At 59.4% G+C, this 16,434-nt stretch carries 16 protein-coding genes; 14 read left to right on the top strand and 2 right to left on the bottom strand.

The genetic code is table 11. The features are described 5' to 3' along the window. Window positions 1-50: 50 nt before the first annotated feature. From PMI29_RS19705 to pepN, 6 genes are read left to right on the top strand one after another with little or no spacing between them, the layout of a single operon-like run. Window positions 51-941 (top strand): NAD(+) kinase, encoded by an 891-nt coding sequence (locus PMI29_RS19705; RefSeq protein WP_007996366.1) that lies wholly within the window; start codon window positions 51-53, stop codon window positions 939-941. After that, window positions 941-1,912: a metallophosphoesterase gene (locus PMI29_RS19710; RefSeq protein WP_007996364.1), complete on the top strand. Its 972-nt coding sequence runs from the start codon at window positions 941-943 to the stop codon at window positions 1,910-1,912. Before PMI29_RS19705 ends, PMI29_RS19710 begins: the two co-directional genes overlap by 1 nt. Next, window positions 1,909-2,778, top strand: coding sequence for a rhomboid family intramembrane serine protease (locus PMI29_RS19715; RefSeq protein ID WP_007996363.1), 870 nt, complete (start codon window positions 1,909-1,911; stop codon window positions 2,776-2,778). Before PMI29_RS19710 ends, PMI29_RS19715 begins: the two co-directional genes overlap by 4 nt. Before the next feature lie 31 nt (window positions 2,779-2,809). Beyond that, entirely contained in the window at window positions 2,810-3,070 is a 261-nt protein-coding gene (locus PMI29_RS19720; protein ID WP_007988613.1) for a YeaC family protein, read from the top strand. After that, a complete protein-coding gene (locus tag PMI29_RS19725; protein ID WP_007996362.1) occupies window positions 3,067-3,897 on the top strand; it encodes a DUF2797 domain-containing protein in 831 nt (276 codons plus the stop codon). Before PMI29_RS19720 ends, PMI29_RS19725 begins: the two co-directional genes overlap by 4 nt. Window positions 3,898-3,907: 10 nt before the next feature. Then, entirely contained in the window at window positions 3,908-6,565 is a 2,658-nt protein-coding gene (gene pepN, locus PMI29_RS19730) for an aminopeptidase N (protein ID WP_007996360.1), read from the top strand. Window positions 6,566-6,606: 41 nt separating this feature from the next. Here pepN and PMI29_RS19735 read toward each other — a convergent pair whose 3' ends face one another. Continuing rightward, window positions 6,607-8,652, bottom strand: coding sequence for a hypothetical protein (locus PMI29_RS19735; RefSeq protein WP_238541644.1), 2,046 nt, complete (start codon window positions 8,650-8,652; stop codon window positions 6,607-6,609). A gap of 375 nt (window positions 8,653-9,027) precedes the next feature. Between PMI29_RS19735 and PMI29_RS19740 the strand changes: the two genes are divergently transcribed. Beyond that, complete coding sequence (locus PMI29_RS19740; RefSeq protein ID WP_007996356.1) at window positions 9,028-10,080, top strand: WD40/YVTN/BNR-like repeat-containing protein; 1,053 nt, start codon at window positions 9,028-9,030, stop codon at window positions 10,078-10,080. A gap of 28 nt (window positions 10,081-10,108) precedes the next feature. After that, the gene (locus PMI29_RS19745; protein ID WP_007996354.1) at window positions 10,109-12,493 is read left to right on the top strand and encodes an efflux RND transporter permease subunit; all 2,385 of its coding nucleotides are present in this window, start codon (window positions 10,109-10,111) and stop codon (window positions 12,491-12,493) included. 183 nt (window positions 12,494-12,676) lie between these two features. On the opposite strand, the gene PMI29_RS19750 is transcribed toward PMI29_RS19745, so the two are convergent. Then, window positions 12,677-13,396 (bottom strand): FadR/GntR family transcriptional regulator, encoded by a 720-nt coding sequence (locus tag PMI29_RS19750; RefSeq protein ID WP_007996353.1) that lies wholly within the window; start codon window positions 13,394-13,396, stop codon window positions 12,677-12,679. A gap of 204 nt (window positions 13,397-13,600) precedes the next feature. Here PMI29_RS19750 and PMI29_RS19755 point away from each other — a divergent pair, with 204 nt between their 5' ends. From PMI29_RS19755 to PMI29_RS19775, 6 genes are all read left to right on the top strand, one after another. Continuing rightward, window positions 13,601-13,939, top strand: a complete 339-nt coding sequence (locus PMI29_RS19755; RefSeq protein ID WP_007996351.1) for a DUF5629 family protein — start codon at window positions 13,601-13,603, stop codon at window positions 13,937-13,939. Next, entirely contained in the window at window positions 13,932-15,101 is a 1,170-nt protein-coding gene (locus PMI29_RS19760; protein WP_007996350.1) for a lactonase family protein, read from the top strand. Before PMI29_RS19755 ends, PMI29_RS19760 begins: the two co-directional genes overlap by 8 nt. Window positions 15,102-15,257: 156 nt before the next feature. Beyond that, window positions 15,258-15,437, top strand: a complete 180-nt coding sequence (locus PMI29_RS19765) for a hypothetical protein (protein ID WP_007979950.1) — start codon at window positions 15,258-15,260, stop codon at window positions 15,435-15,437. Between the two features lie 217 nt (window positions 15,438-15,654). Beyond that, on the top strand, window positions 15,655-15,780 hold the full coding sequence (locus tag PMI29_RS32825; RefSeq protein WP_007996348.1) for a hypothetical protein: 126 nt from the start codon (window positions 15,655-15,657) through the stop codon (window positions 15,778-15,780). A 115-nt stretch (window positions 15,781-15,895) separates the two neighbouring features. Continuing rightward, a complete protein-coding gene (locus tag PMI29_RS19770; RefSeq protein ID WP_007996347.1) occupies window positions 15,896-16,108 on the top strand; it encodes a hypothetical protein in 213 nt (70 codons plus the stop codon). Next, window positions 16,105-16,362 carry a hypothetical protein gene (locus PMI29_RS19775; protein WP_007996345.1) on the top strand — a complete coding sequence of 86 codons (258 nt, stop codon included), beginning with the start codon at window positions 16,105-16,107 and terminating at the stop codon, window positions 16,360-16,362. The genes PMI29_RS19770 and PMI29_RS19775 overlap by 4 nt, the downstream gene beginning before the upstream one ends. The last annotated feature ends 72 nt before the right edge of the window (window positions 16,363-16,434 follow it).

Here is a 16,434-nt window from a genome sequence, read left to right as displayed (position 1 = left end):
TCGCCCATAATCGTGGTTTTCGCCGCCACGCAGATCCCCGCAGGAGCCCCATGGAGCAATTTCGCAATATCGGCATCATCGGTCGCCTGGGCAGTTCCCAGGTGCTGGATACCGTCCGCCGACTGAAACGGTTTCTGCTCGATCGTCACCTGCACGTGATCCTCGAAGACACCATCGCCGAAGTGCTGCCAGGGCACGGCCTGCAAACCTCGTCGCGCAAGATGCTCGGCGAAGTCTGCGACATGGTCATTGTGGTCGGCGGTGACGGCAGCCTGCTCGGTGCCGCCCGGGCGCTGGCCAAGCACAACATTCCAGTGCTCGGCATCAACCGTGGCAGCCTGGGCTTCCTCACCGACATCCGTCCCGATGAGCTTGAAACCAAGGTCGCCGAAGTGCTGGACGGCCACTATCTGGTGGAAAACCGCTTCCTGCTGCAGGCCGAAGTCCGCCGCCACGCCGAGGCCATCGGCCAGGGCGATGCACTTAACGATGTGGTGCTGCATCCAGGCAAATCGACCCGGATGATCGAATTCGAGCTGTACATCGATGGCCAGTTCGTCTGCAGCCAGAAGGCCGACGGCCTGATCGTCGCCACGCCGACCGGTTCCACCGCCTATGCGCTGTCCGCCGGCGGACCGATCATGCATCCCAAGCTCGATGCTATTGTGATTGTGCCGATGTACCCCCATACCTTGTCGGGTAGACCCATCGTGGTCGATGGCAACAGTGAGCTGAAAATCGTCGTGTCCAAGGATATGCAGATTTACCCGCAGGTCTCGTGTGACGGGCAGAACCACTTTACCTGCGCGCCAGGCGACACCATTACCGTCAGTAAAAAGGCCCAGAAGTTGCGGCTGATTCACCCGCTCGACCACAACTACTATGAAGTCTGCCGGACCAAGCTCGGCTGGGGCAGCAAGTTGGGGGGTGGAGGCGACTGATGCTCGATCCCGCGCGTAGCTACGACCTTATCGGTGACGTGCACGGTTGCGCTCTGACCCTGGAGCACTTGCTCGACCGACTCGGTTATCACAAGCAGGGGGGCGTTTGGCAGCACGCGTCGCGCATGGCGGTGTTCGTCGGCGATATCATCGACCGCGGCCCGCGGATTCGCGAGGCGCTGCATATCGTCCACGACATGGTCGAGGCCGGGCAGGCGCTGTGCATCATGGGCAACCATGAATTCAACGCGCTGGGCTGGAGTACGCCGGCGCTGCCCGGCAGCGGCAAGCAGTTCGTGCGCGAGCACACGCCGCGCCATGCCCGCCTGTTGCACGAAACCCTGACCCAGTTCGAACACCATCCGGGTGACTGGCACGACTTCCAGCAATGGTTCTACGAGTTGCCATTGTTCGTCGATGCCGGGCGTTTTCGCGTGGTCCATGCCTGTTGGGATGCCGGGCTGATCGAGCCGCTGCGGGCGTTGTTCCCCGACGGTCGTGTCGACGAGCATTTTCTTCAGGCGTCGGCGGAGTCGGGCTCCTTTGCCTGCACCGTATTCGATCGCCTGCTGCGCGGCACGGACATGCGCTTGCCCCATGGCCTGACCATGACCAGCGGCGACGGGCTGGTACGTTCATTCTTCCGGACCAAGTTCTGGGAAGACGACCCGAAAACCTACGGCGACATCGTGTTCCAGCCGGATGCACTGCCGGAACCCGTGGCCCGGACGCCGCTGACGTCCAGCGAAAAGAACAGTTTGCTGCGCTATGGCATCGATGAGCCGCTGTTGTTCGTCGGCCACTACTGGCGCAGCGGCAAACCGGCACCGATCCGGCCGAACCTGGCCTGCCTGGATTACAGCGCGGTGCTCTACGGCAAACTGGTTGCCTATCGACTGGATCAGGAAAAACGCCTGGATCCGCAAAAATTCGTCTGGGTCGATGTCGAGCGGCCGGAGGTGCTGCAATGAGTGCTGTAGCGGTATTGCGTCTGCCCCTGGCGGTGGACTTGAGCGGTTTCGTCACCCTGCTCAAGCGCATGCAGGTGCCCCATCGGGTCAGCGAAGAAGCTGGCGAGCAAGTGCTGTGGGTGCCGGACAACATCAGTGAAGACGTGCGTGCGCTGTACGAACGCTTTCCCGCGGGTGACCCCGACCAACAGCTGGACATTCCGGTGGCGCAGACCATCACGCGTCCCGGATTCGTCGAGCAATTGAAATATGCCAGGGCCACCGCGCTGGTGCTGCTGCTGAGCCTGATTGTCGGCGCGGTGACCATGCTGGGCGACAACCTTGAAACGATGCGCTGGCTGACCTTTCTCGAGTTCCGCGTGGTCGGCGAATACCTTCACTTCACGCCGCTGGCCGACAGCCTGGCGGCGGGGCAGTGGTGGCGGCTGTTCACGCCGATGCTGATCCACTTCGGCATCCTGCACCTGGCGATGAACGGCATGTGGTATTGGGAGCTGGGGCGGCGCATCGAGTCGCGCCAGGGCAGTATCAACCTGATCGGCCTGACCTTGCTGTTCAGCCTGGTGTCCAACTACGCCCAGTATTACTTCAGCGGCCCGACCTTGTTCGGTGGTTTGTCCGGCGTACTGTACGGTCTGCTCGGGCATTGCTGGATCTTCCAGCTGCTGGCGCCGAATCCGGCTTATCGCTTGCCGCGTGGCGTGCTGGTGATGATGCTGGTGTGGTTGCTGCTGTGCCTGTCCGGGCTGGTCTCGATGATCGGCTTCGGCGAAATCGCCAACGCGGCCCACGTCAGTGGGTTACTCATCGGATGCTTCACCGGTTTGTTGGGCGGTTTGTATAACCGCCGTAAACTGGCCGCCTAATTCAGATATGCAATAAAGAGACGGAGACCCAATGTCCTCTTTTAACGAAATGATCAAGAACATCACCTCCGATATCTACGAGAGCCTGAAACTGGCCGTGGAAATCGGCAAATGGTCCGACGGTGGCAAACTCACCGCCGAACAACGCGAGCTGTCGCTGCAGGCGATGATCGCCTGGGAAATCCAGAACCTGCCCGAGGACCAGCGTACCGGCTACATGGGGCCGCAGGAATGCGCCTCGAAGTCGATCGAAGTGCCGAACATCCTGTTCAAGTCGGATGCCATCCATTGATCGAGATTGGCCGCGGTGCAATCAGCAAAATGTCGGCACGCCTTGACGGGTCGAACGTGCAATATGCTTTCCGTCTGGGCGAAACCGAGGTCCCGGTCAATCCGTTGATCGGCACCACGGTACGCCTGGAATACCTGGGTGCAATCCACTGCATCCATTGCGGGCGCAAGACCAAGACCAGTTTCAGCCAGGGTTACTGCTACCCGTGCATGACCAAACTGGCCCAGTGCGACGTCTGCATCATGAGCCCGGAGCGCTGCCACTACGACGCCGGCACGTGCCGGGAGCCGGAGTGGGGCGAGAAGTTCTGCATGACCGATCACGTGGTGTACCTGGCCAACTCGTCGGGGGTGAAAGTCGGGATTACCCGTGCCACCCAGTTGCCGACCCGCTGGCTCGACCAGGGGGCGAGCCAGGCTTTGCCGATCATGCGCGTATCGACCCGGCAACAGTCCGGTTTCGTCGAGGACCTGTTCCGTAGCCAGGTGGCCGACAAGACCAACTGGCGTGCTTTACTCAAGGGCGATGCGGTAGCGGTGAACCTGGCCGAGGTTCGCGATCAACTGTTCGACAGCTGCGCTGAAGGCCTGCTGGGGTTGCAGGAGCGATTTGGCTTGCAGGCGATCCAGACCGTTACCGGTGTCGAGCCGCTGGAAATCCGCTACCCGGTCGAGCAGTACCCGGCGAAGATTGTCAGCTTCAACCTGGACAAGAACCCGATTGCCGAAGGCACGCTGATGGGGGTCAAGGGCCAATACCTGATCTTCGATACCGGCGTGATCAATATTCGTAAATACACGGCTTACCAGCTCGCCGTGCATCAGTAAGGACTCCAGCATGCGCACCGAACAACCGAAGATGATTTACCTGAAGGACTATCAGGCGCCCGAGTACCTGATCGACGAAACACACCTGACCTTCGAGTTGTACGAGGACCACAGCCTGGTCCATGCGCAACTGGTGATGCGCCGCAATCCCGAGCGTGGCCCGGGCCTGCCACCGCTGGTGCTGGACGGCCAGCAGCTGGAACTGCTGTCGGTGACCCTGGCCGACCAGGAGCTTTCTGCGGCGCAGTATCAACTGACCGAGAATCACCTGACCCTGCACCCGACCAGCGCTACCTTCACGGTCGATACCAGCGTCAGGATCCACCCGGAAACCAACACCGCGCTGGAAGGCCTGTACAAATCCGGCACGATGTTCTGCACCCAGTGCGAGGCCGAAGGCTTTCGCAAGATCACCTATTACCTCGACCGCCCGGACGTCATGAGCACGTTCACCACCACGGTGGTCGCGGAACAACACAGCTATCCGGTGCTGTTGTCCAACGGCAACCCGATTGCTTCCGGTCCTGGCGAAGACGGCCGGCACTGGGCGACTTGGGAAGACCCGTTCAAGAAACCGGCGTACCTGTTTGCGCTGGTGGCCGGTGACCTGTGGTGCGTCGAAGACAGCTTCACCACCATGAGCGAGCGCAATGTCGCGCTGCGCATTTACGTCGAGCCGGAAAACATCGACAAGTGCCAGCACGCCATGAACAGCCTGAAGAAATCCATGCGCTGGGACGAAGAGGTCTACGGTCGCGAGTACGATCTGGACATCTTCATGATCGTCGCCGTGAATGACTTCAACATGGGTGCCATGGAGAACAAGGGTCTCAACATCTTCAACTCCAGCGCCGTGCTGGCCAAGGCCGAAACCGCCACCGACGCCGCGCACCAGCGGGTCGAGGCCATCGTTGCCCACGAATACTTCCACAACTGGTCGGGCAACCGCGTGACCTGCCGCGACTGGTTCCAGCTGTCGCTCAAGGAAGGCTTCACCGTGTTCCGCGATGCCGGTTTCTCCTCGGACATGAACTCGGCCACGGTCAAGCGCATCCAGGACGTGGCGTACCTGCGCACCCACCAGTTCGCCGAAGACGCCGGCCCCATGGCCCACGCCGTGCGCCCGGACAGCTTCATCGAGATTTCCAACTTCTACACCCTGACCGTGTACGAAAAGGGCTCGGAAGTGGTCGGCATGATCCACACCTTGCTCGGCGCCGAAGGCTTCCGCAAAGGCAGCGACTTGTACTTCGAACGCCATGACGGCCAGGCCGTGACCTGCGATGACTTCATCAAGGCCATGGAAGATGCCAATGGCGTCGACCTGACCCAGTTCAAGCGCTGGTACAGCCAGGCCGGTACACCGCGTCTGGCGGTGAGCGAGTCCTACGACGCCGCGGCGAAAACCTACAGCCTGACTTTCCGCCAGAGCTGCCCGGAAACCCCGGACAAGGTGCAAAAACTGCCGTTCGTGATCCCGGTCGAGCTGGGGCTGCTGGATGCCAAAGGGGCAGCGATTGCCCTGCGTCTGTCCGGTGAAGCCACTGCACAAGGCACTTCGCGGGTCATTTCCGTGACCGAAGCCGAGCAGACCTTCACCTTCGTCGACATTGCTGAACAACCGCTGCCATCGTTGCTGCGTGGCTTCTCGGCGCCGGTGAAACTGAGCTTCCCGTACAACCGCGACCAGTTGATGTTCCTGATGCAGCACGACAGCGATGGCTTCAACCGCTGGGATGCCGGCCAGCAACTGTCGGTGCAGGTGCTGCAGGAATTGATCGCCCAGCAGCAGAAGGGCGAAGCACTGGTGCTCGATCAGCGTCTGGTGTCGGCGTTGCGCACGGTGCTCTCGGACGAGTCGCTGGATCAGGCCATGGTCGCCGAAATGCTCTCGCTGCCAAGCGAAGCGTACCTGACCGAAATCAGCGAAGTGGCGGATGTCGAAGCCATTCACACCGCCCGTGAGTTCGCCCGCAAGCAACTGGCCGATGCGTTGTTCGATGGCCTGTGGCTGCGTTATCAGGCCAATCGCGAATCGTCGAAGCAGACGCCGTATTTGGCCGAAGCCGAGCATTTCGCCCGTCGTGCCCTGCAGAACATCGCGCTGTCGTACCTGATGCTCAGCGGCAAGCCAGAGGTTCTGGCGGCGACGCTGGAGCAGTTCGACGCGTGCGACAACATGACCGAGCGCCTGACTGCACTCGCCGTGTTGGTCAATTCGCCGTTCGAAGCAGAGAAAGCCAAGGCGCTGGCCAGTTTCGCCGAGCACTTCAAGGACAACCCGCTGGTCATGGATCAGTGGTTCAGCGTCCAGGCCGGCAGCGTATTGCCGGGAGGGCTTGCACGGGTCAAGGCGTTGATGCAGCACCCGGCGTTCAACATCAAGAACCCGAACAAGGTGCGGGCACTGGTCGGTGCGTTTGCCGGGCAGAACCTGATCAACTTCCATGCGGCGGATGGTTCCGGGTATCGCTTCCTGGCGGATCTGGTGATTGAGCTGAACGGTTTCAATCCGCAGATCGCTTCTCGCCAGTTGGCGCCTTTGACTCGCTGGCGCAAGTATGACGATGCTCGTCAGGCGCTGATGAAAGGGGAACTGGAGCGGATTCGGGCTTCGGGGCAGTTGTCCAGTGATGTGTTTGAGGTGGTCAGCAAAAGCCTGGCTTGATCCTGCTGCCGCGCAGTGCCAGTCACTGCGCGGCGTGCAAGTTACGGCAGCGAGAAAAACTTCGTGGCCAGTTCCTTGTCGATGTGGCCGCGGTGGATGACGATTTTCTGGTGAGGGTTTTGTGCCTTGGCCAGTGCCGTGGCATTGGTTGCAAAGCGCTGTTCTTTGGTTTTCAGGCTGGCCGCGGTGTAATTTTTGTCATCATCATTTTCTGTTTTGTAATGAAAGTGTGCATACCACAAGGGCTGTTTGTCACGGTTCAATAGGACGTATTCCTGCAAAAAGTCCTGGCGTCCGGTTTTCAGTTGTTCGCGCTTGCCGTTTTTTTGCGGGTGAATTTCGTTGCGACTCAACAGATACTCCACGGCTTCGCTGGTAGGGGCTTGGGCCAGGGACATTTGGATGCGCAGCTGTGTTGCCTTGTCGTTGACTGTTTGCGCCTTGTCCCGTAGTTTTTTGCCGAGGTCGGCATCCTTCTGCGAGTTTTGCGGTTCGCTGTCATGGCCCTTCAGGCGCTCCGCATAGTCGATTAGAGTCTTTGCTGTGTTCTGCAAGCACTCTTCGATTCCCTTAGGATGGCTCGCCCCTCGTGCGTAGCCCTCGAATTTTTGCATCAGGTCATCGATTTTTTTCAACGCCTTTCGAGCATCGCCCTTGAATTGTGGCGAGGGAGTGACTCGCACTTTCGGTGCGGGCTTTATCGCTTCGACGACTTCTACCCAGGCATTCGTCTTATCTTTGTGGAAGGAGGCCAGTAGCTCGCCTTCGAAAGGGCTTTTGATGTCGACAATGTCTGTGTCCTGTTTCGCCACTCGCGGCCGGATGTCACCGATCATTGCGCCTTTGGCAGTTTTGATGACCCGCTTGCGGGAGGGCGATTTGGCGGGAAGTTCCGCTTTCGATGTCGGGGAGGGTGTTGCGGCGTTCGCCTGGTTCTTCAGTTCATCAGCCAGACGGCGCTCGGCATCGTCGCGCAATTGTCCAACGATGTCACACAGACGGGCGAACCGGTCCGGCTGCAATTCATCGGATCTAAAGATGTCAATACTGGTGAGCCCGACCATTGCTGTGTCGTAGTGTTTGACCAGGTTATACAGTACGGCAATACGATCGTCGCTTTTATAGTGCTTTGAGGCTTGAAGCTCAATATGGGACGTGGACACCAACAGCAGAGGCTCCAAAACGTCTTGCAGTGTTGCTGACATGTCGCTGCCAGGCTCCTTGGCGCTGAGGAAGCGCAAGGTGACCAGTTGGCAGACCTTGGTACTCAGCACGCTAGCTTCATTTTCGGGCCTGTCGCTGGTCAATCGCTTCCAAGCCTTGGCCCCCTCGCGCGACATCTCTTGAAGTTGGAGAAGCCGGCTCCCCACCTCAGTATGGAGCTTGAGCACCGTTTCGTAGATTTCGCAGCTCTTGCCCATGTATTCCAACAAACCATCCACTACGACAGTACCTTCGGTTAGCAGGGCTGTAGCGAGCTGCGCCGCATTACTATTGGAATGGGTGTACTTGCATTTAGCGGCTTCGAGATCCAGGCCTGCTATGGTGATTTGCGCACGAGCATTGTTGACCAGATTTTCCAGCAGGTCGCACTTTAGTTGAGTAGCGTTAGCATCACCCCCCAATGTAATCAATTCCTTGGTCTCGGCGAGTAACGTGACATAGCTTTTGCTCTGAGCATCCAGTTCCTTGGCGTAGCCTTGCCTGAGCCTCGCCCGTATCTGTTCAGGGTACGACGAATCGTTTTTTGTTGTCCGCACGAGGTCGTACGCGGTATCAACGCGCTTTTGTATTTGCGTCTGTTGCCCCAGGTACGTCTTGATATTCTGCGTTAGCTCTGCAATGCGTTGCTGCTTTTGGGCCTTCATCGCGGCGATTGTCTTCTTGCTGCCACCCCCGGGCGGCTTGGGTCCCGCCGGAGATGAATCACTCCCCGGCTTTTTTTTCGCTGATTGCGCGCACGGCACAAAATCCGCTTGTCCCTGGTGAACGTGTTCCACCGCTTGTGCAATGGGTGTGAGGGCTGTTGGACAGTCGTCGTTTGCGGGACGGCTGCTGGGTGAGGGGCCGCTTGCGGATCGAATCATTGCTTGCCGTCCGAGGGTGATTGATGCGCGCCACCATAGGGGAGCGGCAAGTCGGTTTCTGACAAAAAACGCTCATCGATACCATTCGCGGGACTGCATGAATCAGCCAAACACCGGCATAGACCGTCCATGGACAACTCGATCACCCTGCGCAATACCCGACCATTCACCCGGGCCGCATCCCCCCTCGGTTAACAAAAGATAACGTGGCGTCGATTGTCAGACATTAAAAAACACCGATAGGATAGGCCAGCTTCCGAAGGGGCTCTGGATTGCGGGTTTCAGGACTATGCTCTGAAACAGCCGGTCCAGACACGCACCCTTGAGGCGCCCAGAAAGGTTGAACGACCTAACAATAATAATGGGGGAAGGTTTATGAGTGAGCCTGTCATGGGTGTGGGTATCTGCCGCCCGCCGGCACTACGCAAATTCGCGTTGCTGGCCACAGCGCTCTCGCTGTTGGGCTCTGCCATGCTGTCGGCGCCTGCGCTGGCCGCGGCGGCGCCAGCATCCGACGTTGTTTATTCCATTGAATCCGCCAAGGCTGCCAAAAGCCTGATGCTCGATGTCGTCCATGCCGGCAAGCGCCTGGTGGCGGTCGGGGATCGTGGGCACATCCTGTATTCCGATGACCAGGGCGCCACCTGGACCCAGGCCAAGGTTCCGACCCGGGCATTGCTGACGTCGGTGTTCTTTGTCGATGACAAGCACGGCTGGGCCGTCGGCCACGACGCGCAGATCCTCGCCAGCGAGGACGGCGGTGTCACCTGGACCAAGCAATTCGAAGATCTGAAACGCGAATCGCCGCTGCTCGATGTCTGGTTCAAGGACGTCGACAGCGGCTTTGCCGTGGGCGCCTACGGCTCGCTGATGGAAACCACCGACGGTGGCAAGCATTGGGAAGACGCCAGCGACCGCCTGGATAACGAAGACCAGTACCACCTGAACGCGATCGCAGCGGTCAAGGACGCCGGGCTGTTCATCGTCGGCGAGCAGGGCAGCATGTTCCGCTCCGCTGATTGGGGCCAGACCTGGGAGAAGCTCGAAGGTCCGTACGAAGGCTCGCTGTTTGGCGTGATCGGCACGGCGCAGCCCAATACGCTGCTCGCCTACGGCCTGCGTGGCAACCTTTACCGTTCCACGGATTTCGGTAGCACCTGGGCGCAAGTCGAGCTCGAGGCTGAACGTGGCGCTCTGGAGTTCGGGCTGTCCGGCGGCACGCTGCTCGACGATGGTTCCATCGTGATCGTCGGCAACGGCGGTTCGGTGATTCGCAGCAGCGACAATGGCGAAACCTTCAAGGTGGTCAACCGTGCGGACCGTATTTCGGTTTCGGCGGTGACTGCGGCAGGCAATGGCAATCTGGTTCTGGCCGGGCAGGGCGGCGTTCGCGTCACCTCGCCAAACGGCACCGAGTCGGGCAAATGAGCCGGGTTAATAATAAGAAGGCGGAGCTATGACTTCCTTGAGTACTCATCACCAGGACAAGGCGACGTTCCTCGAGCGCCTGATCTTCAACAACCGCCCGGCAGTGATCACGATCTGCCTACTGGTCAGCATTTTCCTGTTCTGGCAGGCGACGCTGATCCGTCCGTCCACCAGCTTCGAAAAAATGATCCCGCTGGAGCATCCCTTCATCCAGAAGATGATGGAGCACCGCAACGATCTGGCGAACCTGGGCAACACGGTGCGGATCTCGGTGGAAGCCACCGATGGCGACATCTTCTCCAAGGAGTACATGGAGACCCTGCGTCAGATCAACGACGAAGTGTTCTACATCTCCGGTGTTGACCGTTCCGGCCTCAAGTCGCTGTGGAGCCCGAGCGTACGCTGGACCGAAGTGACGGAAGAGGGCTTCGCCGGCGGTGAAGTGATTCCGCAAAGTTACAACGGCTCCCAGGCCAGCCTCGATTTGCTGCGCAACAACGTGCTCAAGTCCGGTCAAGTCGGGCGTCTGGTGTCCAACGACTTCAAGTCGAGCATCGTCGACATTCCGTTGCTGGAGTCCTACCCGGACCCGCAGGACCAGGGCAAGCTGCTGGCGCTGGACTATCGCAAGTTCTCCCACGAGCTTGAAGACAAGATCCGCACCAAGTTCGAAGCGCAGAACCCGAATGTGAAGATCCACATCGTCGGTTTCGCCAAGAAGGTCGGTGACCTGATCGATGGCCTGGTGATGGTGGTGATGTTCTTCGGCATCGCCTTCGTGATCACCCTGATCCTCTTGCTGTGGTTCACCAACTGCCTGCGCAGTACCGTCGCCGTATTGAGCACGACGCTGGTGGCGGTGGTCTGGCAACTGGGGCTGATGCATTTCTTCGGCTTCGGGCTCGATCCTTATTCGATGCTGGTGCCGTTCCTGATCTTCGCCATCGGTATTTCCCACGGCGTGCAGAAGATCAACGGTATTGCCCTGCAATCGAGTGAAGCGGACAACGCCCTGACGGCGGCGCGCCGTACTTTCCGTCAATTGTTCCTGCCGGGGATGATCGCAATCCTCGCCGATGCCGTGGGTTTCATCACGCTGCTGATCATCGATATCGGCGTGATCCGCGAGCTGGCCATTGGTGCGTCCATCGGTGTGGCAGTGATCGTGTTCACCAACCTGATCCTGCTGCCGGTGGCGATTTCCTATGTCGGCATCAGCAAGCGTGCCGTAGCCCGTAGCAAGAAAGACGCAACCCGCGAACATCCGTTCTGGCGCCTGCTGGCGAATTTCGCCAGCGCCAAAGTCGCACCGGTTTCCATTCTGCTGGCGCTGATCGCCTTCGGTGGCGGCCTCTGGTACAGCCAGAACCTGAAGATCGGCGACCTCGACCAGGGTGCTCCGGAACTGCGTCCGGACTCGCGCTATAACAAGGACAACAACTTCATCATCAACAACTACTCGACCAGTTCCGACGTGCTGGTGGTGATGGTCAAGACCAAGTCTGAAGGCTGCTCGCGCTACGAAGCCATGGCGCCGATCGACGAGCTGATGTGGAAGATGCAGAACACCGAGGGCGTGCAGTCGGCGATCTCCCTGGTGACTGTGTCCAAGCAAATGATCAAGGGCATGAACGAAGGCAACCTGAAATGGGAAACCCTGTCGCGTAACCCTGATGTGCTGAACAACTCCATCGCCCGCGCCGACGGCCTGTACAACAACAGCTGCTCCCTGGCGCCGGTGCTGGTGTTCCTCAACGATCACAAGGCCGAGACCCTGGATCGTGCGGTGCATGCAGTGCAGGCGTTCGCCAAGGAAAACAACAAGGAGGGCCTGGAGTTCATCCTGGCTGCCGGTAACGCCGGGATCGAGGCGGCCACCAACGAGGTCATCAAGAAGTCCGAGCTGACCATCCTGGTCCTGGTGTACATCTGCGTCGCGGTCATGTGCATGATCACCTTCCGTTCGTGGGCGGCTACCTTATGCATCGTGCTGCCTCTGGTGCTGACCTCGGTACTCGGCAACGCCCTGATGGCCTTTATGGGCATTGGCGTGAAAGTGGCGACCCTGCCGGTCGTGGCGCTCGGGGTGGGGATTGGCGTGGACTACGGCATCTACATCTACAGCCGTCTGGAAAGCTTCCTGCGCGCCGGCCTGCCCCTGCAAGAGGCGTACTACCAGACGCTGAAGTCCACCGGTAAGGCCGTGCTGTTCACCGGTCTGTGCCTGGCCATCGGCGTGTGCACCTGGATCTTCTCAGCCATCAAGTTCCAGGCTGACATGGGGCTGATGCTGACCTTCATGCTGTTGTGGAACATGTTCGGTGCGCTGTGGCTGTTGCCGGCACTGGCGCGGTTCCTGATCAAGCCGGAGAAACTGGCGGGGCAGAAGGGCAACTCGCTGTTCGCCCACTGATCGATGCTGAAATGAAAAAGCCGCAACCTTGGGTTGCGGCTTTTTTTATATCTCAAATTCGCACCAGTCCCTGTAGGAGCGAGCTTGCTCGCGATGGTCGTCAACGAAAACGCTGGTTGGCAGGTGCCCCGCGGTGCTCTCCGGTTTATCGCGAGCAAGCTCGCTCCTACAAGGGGACGGTGATCAGGCAGGATCGCTGCCCAGCACTAGATTCAACGCGCTGCGCGCATCATCGAGTTGCACCAGGGCCGCATGCCGTGCGCCGAGGGCATCGCGGTTTTCGATGGCGGTCAGGATTGCCTTGTGTCGGGGTAGCGCCAGTTCATGCAGGTTCGGTCGCTGGTTCGAATGCTTCAAGGCTTCGGCAATGGCCACCGAGAGCATGTTGCACAGGTTGGCCAGCAAGTCGTTGTGCGTGGCGTCGGCGATGCGACTGTGGAAATCCAGGTCCGGCTGCAACAGCGCCTCCGGTGTCGGCGCGGCTTCCATGCGTTGGTAGGCCTCACCGATTGAGGCAATGTCTGCCTCCGTGGCGAATTGCGCGGCGAGGGCGGCAGCGGCCGGTTCGATGATGCTGCGCACACTGGTCAGCAGGTCGAAAAACCGGTTCTGCGGGCTGCTCTGCATCAACCAGTGCAGCACGTCCGGATCGAGCATGTGCCAGTCCTTGCGCGGCTTGACCACAGTCCCGACTCGCGGGCGGGAATACACCAGGCCCTTGGCAACCAATACTCGGGTGGCTTCGCGCAGCACCGGCCGGCTGACCGCATATTCTTCGCACAACAGCACTTCGGCTGGCAGTTTGTCGTCCGGTAGAAAACGTCCCGAGACGATCTGCATGCCCAGCTCCTGGACGATGCGCGAGTGCATGCTTTTGCGGTCGGAGGGTTTGCGGTAATCCATGGGGAGCGGCGCGGACCTGTGCGATGAGGTGTCGCGCATGATAGCAGGCACGGCGGATGAAGGTCGCTGGCGCGAAATTCTGGAAATGACGGGGATCAAGATGTGGGTGCGAGCTTGCTCGCGATGAGGGCGTGTCAGTCAACGAAGATGTTGGCGGTAAAACCGCTATCGCGAGCGAGCTCGCTCCCACAGGGGATGTGGTGCATGAGCTATCATTGCGTCTTTCTCATTCAAAGACTGATTGCCATGACTGCCCCTACCGATACCTTGCTCAATGCCCTCGAACACTGCGGAATGGTGGAAATTGACGGGCTGCATGCCTTCGAATTCGCCCTCGACGAGTTCGACAACCTGCACATTGAATGCATGGATGGCCGTGCGGCCAAACACTGGGAGTTCACCCCGGCGCAGATCCAGGCCGCGACCTTCGACAACTCGTTGCAAAGCTGGTTGATCACCGGTGATTCGGGTGAACACCGTTTGGTCTGCCTGGGCGATGTTGTCAGCGGCGACAACGAAGATGATGACCAGGACGATGCGTAATCTCTGGCCACTGTTGATGGCCGGCAGCATCGGCGCGATGGGCGTCCAGGCTGCATCCGCCGACGACTATCAACTGCTCGTGGGCTCCTACACCGCCGGTCAAAGCCAGGGGATCTATCGCCTGGCTTTCGACAGCGCCACCGGGCAGATCGATACCAGGCCCCTGCAAGTGATCAAAAGCGAAAACCCGTCGTGGCTGACCCTGTCGAAGGACCGACGATACCTGTTCGTGGTCAATGAAAACGGCCCGGGCCAGACCGATCCGGTCGGACGCGTCAGCAGTTACGCGATTGATCCCAAGACCCACGCGCTGAGCCTGATCAGTCAGGTGCAAAGCCTGGGCAACGAGCCGACCCATTCCAGCCTCAGTGCCGATGGCAGCCATTTGTTTGTCAGCAACTATTCGGTGGCCGAAGACCCGGGGGGCACCCTCGCGGTGGTGCCGGTGGCGGCCGATGGCAAGCTCAAACCGGTGGTGCAGATGAGCAGCCACCCGGCAAGCCGGGTCAATCCTGATCGGCAGATGTCGGCCCATGTGCATTCGACGATACCGTCGCCTGACGGCAAGTATGTGTTCGCCAACGACCTGGGGGCGGATAAGGTGTTTGTCTACCGCTTCGACCCCAAGGCCAACCCGGAACTGCCGTTGACCCCGGCCACCCCGACATTCGTGCAGTTGCCGCCGGGCAGCGGGCCGCGTCACTTGCTGTTCAGTGCCGATGGCAAACACGCCTGGCTGACCATGGAAATGAGCGCGCAGGTGGCGGTGTTCGATTACCACGACGGCACACTCAAGCAGACGCAGATGGTCGATCTGGCTGCCGGGCAACCGGTTTCAGACAAGGCCGCGGCGGCGTTGCATGCCTCAGCCGACGGCAAGTTCCTCTACGTCAGCAACCGTGGCACGGCCAATCAACTGCTGGTGTTTGCCATCGATCCGGCGACCGGCCACCTCAGTGAGCTGCAACGCCGGGCGGTGGAAGGCGATCATCCACGGGAGTTCAGCCTCGATCCGAGCGGCAAATTCCTGTTGATCGCCAACCAGAAGAGCAACCAGATTGTCGTCGTCGAACGCGACGCCAGGACCGGTCTGCTGGGCAAGACCGTGCAAAAACTGCCGATGGACGCCCCGAGCGACCTCAGGTTTTTGCTGCGTCAATAAGCCGCAGGCCCCGGATTATGGGGCCTGCCTGCTCTTATTAATGACGCTGATATCTGGTAATGCTACAAAGCATTTCAAGGCATGAACCCTCGAGGGTTAAGTTTGCTTCACGGCCCCACCGGGCAAGCAAGCCAACTGAATCCGAGGAATACCGCCATGAACTTCAACATCTTCTCTGTCATCGCCGCTTCCGCCATTTCTGCCACCGTTGCGCTGCCAGCCAGTGCCAACGTTGAAATCAGCGACAAAAAAGCCCACACCCAGAGCTACACCCAGAAGTACCTGCAACAGAGCGCCAACTTCTATGCCGCGCTGGATCACAAAACCCAAGCCTGAGCGTTCACCCCTGCCTTTATGCAGGAGCGAAGTCACTGATGATCGAAGGCCGTGGTGTTGAAACCAGAGTGTCGAAAACGATCAGAGTGATGTCGCTCCTGCATAACGCATTTGCGACAGCATCAGTTTGCCATCAATGTCGCACTTGATGTCATATCGCCATGCGTTTAAATTGACGCTGATATTTTGACTCCTCCTCACGGCAAGGATCGGCAGCATGGTGACGCGTCTCGCATTGGTTCTTCTTTTCCTCTATTCCACCCCCATTTTGTCGGCGGTCGACCCTGTTCCGGGTGAGCCGGATGCTGCCCGCGAACGCTTGATAGATTTTATTGAAGACTGAAATAGTCTGGCTTAATGATCAACGAAGTTGATGGTCACTATGGATAACCCTGAGTGGTTACCCAGGCTTTTTTGATCGATTCTGTGGGCATTGAAACATGCCTGCGGAGAACATCATGGCCAGCGCGATTCTCACTTCTGCCAAACACGGCGCCTATGTGGCGATCGGTCTTTACCTTGCCATGGTGCTGGTGGTCAGCCTTTGCGCCCAGTCGCAATCCACCTTCGAAGCACCGATCCAGGTCGCTCATCCCGGCATCCAGTTTGAACACCGTGCGCAAAACGCGAGCGTTGATCTGGCTGAACTCGCAGGAGTCGCCGGCGCATGAAAGGGCACAGACTTTGGGTCATCGCCTTCCTCGCGTTGATGACCAACGGATCCTCCTTGCTGGGGATCGGGCAGGGCTCGGCCGGCTCGGTGGCACGGGCCATCGAAGCCAATCACAACATCGCTCGCAACATCGAAAACGCCAAGGCCCAGGGGATGCTGGCCGGCAATCCACCTATCAGGACTGAAGGGGTGGTTTTCGGGCCGTTCCAGGTCGATTGCTCGGTGATCGGGATGTGTGAGGTGTTGGCCTGAAGCCTGCTGTCGATGAAGGGCTTTTGTGGCAAGGGGGCTTGCCTGTGGCGAGGGGGCTTGCCCCCGTTGGGC

It is taken from the genome of Pseudomonas sp. GM49 (genome assembly GCF_000282355.1).
GTDB lineage: Bacteria > Pseudomonadota > Gammaproteobacteria > Pseudomonadales > Pseudomonadaceae > Aquipseudomonas.
Note: the sequence above shows the minus strand (reverse complement) of the source record. Positions and strands in the feature narration are given on the sequence as shown.

What these genes read in the sequence shown, in the direction of transcription:
- PMI29_RS19720 (WP_007988613.1), top strand. Translation starts at nt 2,810, where the DNA reads ATGTCCTCTTTTAACGAAATGATCAAGAACATCACCTCCGATATCTAC.
- PMI29_RS19710 (WP_007996364.1), top strand. Translation starts at nt 941, where the DNA reads ATGCTCGATCCCGCGCGTAGCTACGACCTTATCGGTGACGTGCACGGT.
- PMI29_RS19735 (WP_238541644.1), bottom strand. Translation starts at nt 8,652, where the DNA reads ATGATTCGATCCGCAAGCGGCCCCTCACCCAGCAGCCGTCCCGCAAAC.
- PMI29_RS19745 (WP_007996354.1), top strand. Translation starts at nt 10,109, where the DNA reads ATGACTTCCTTGAGTACTCATCACCAGGACAAGGCGACGTTCCTCGAG.
- PMI29_RS32825 (WP_007996348.1), top strand. Translation starts at nt 15,655, where the DNA reads ATGGTGACGCGTCTCGCATTGGTTCTTCTTTTCCTCTATTCCACCCCC.
- PMI29_RS19775 (WP_007996345.1), top strand. Translation starts at nt 16,105, where the DNA reads ATGAAAGGGCACAGACTTTGGGTCATCGCCTTCCTCGCGTTGATGACC.
- PMI29_RS19740 (WP_007996356.1), top strand. Translation starts at nt 9,028, where the DNA reads ATGAGTGAGCCTGTCATGGGTGTGGGTATCTGCCGCCCGCCGGCACTA.
- PMI29_RS19760 (WP_007996350.1), top strand. Translation starts at nt 13,932, where the DNA reads ATGCGTAATCTCTGGCCACTGTTGATGGCCGGCAGCATCGGCGCGATG.
- PMI29_RS19715 (WP_007996363.1), top strand. Translation starts at nt 1,909, where the DNA reads ATGAGTGCTGTAGCGGTATTGCGTCTGCCCCTGGCGGTGGACTTGAGC.
- PMI29_RS19705 (WP_007996366.1), top strand. Translation starts at nt 51, where the DNA reads ATGGAGCAATTTCGCAATATCGGCATCATCGGTCGCCTGGGCAGTTCC.
- PMI29_RS19750 (WP_007996353.1), bottom strand. Translation starts at nt 13,396, where the DNA reads ATGGATTACCGCAAACCCTCCGACCGCAAAAGCATGCACTCGCGCATC.
- PMI29_RS19770 (WP_007996347.1), top strand. Translation starts at nt 15,896, where the DNA reads ATGGCCAGCGCGATTCTCACTTCTGCCAAACACGGCGCCTATGTGGCG.
- PMI29_RS19755 (WP_007996351.1), top strand. Translation starts at nt 13,601, where the DNA reads ATGAGCTATCATTGCGTCTTTCTCATTCAAAGACTGATTGCCATGACT.
- pepN (WP_007996360.1), top strand. Translation starts at nt 3,908, where the DNA reads ATGCGCACCGAACAACCGAAGATGATTTACCTGAAGGACTATCAGGCG.
- PMI29_RS19765 (WP_007979950.1), top strand. Translation starts at nt 15,258, where the DNA reads ATGAACTTCAACATCTTCTCTGTCATCGCCGCTTCCGCCATTTCTGCC.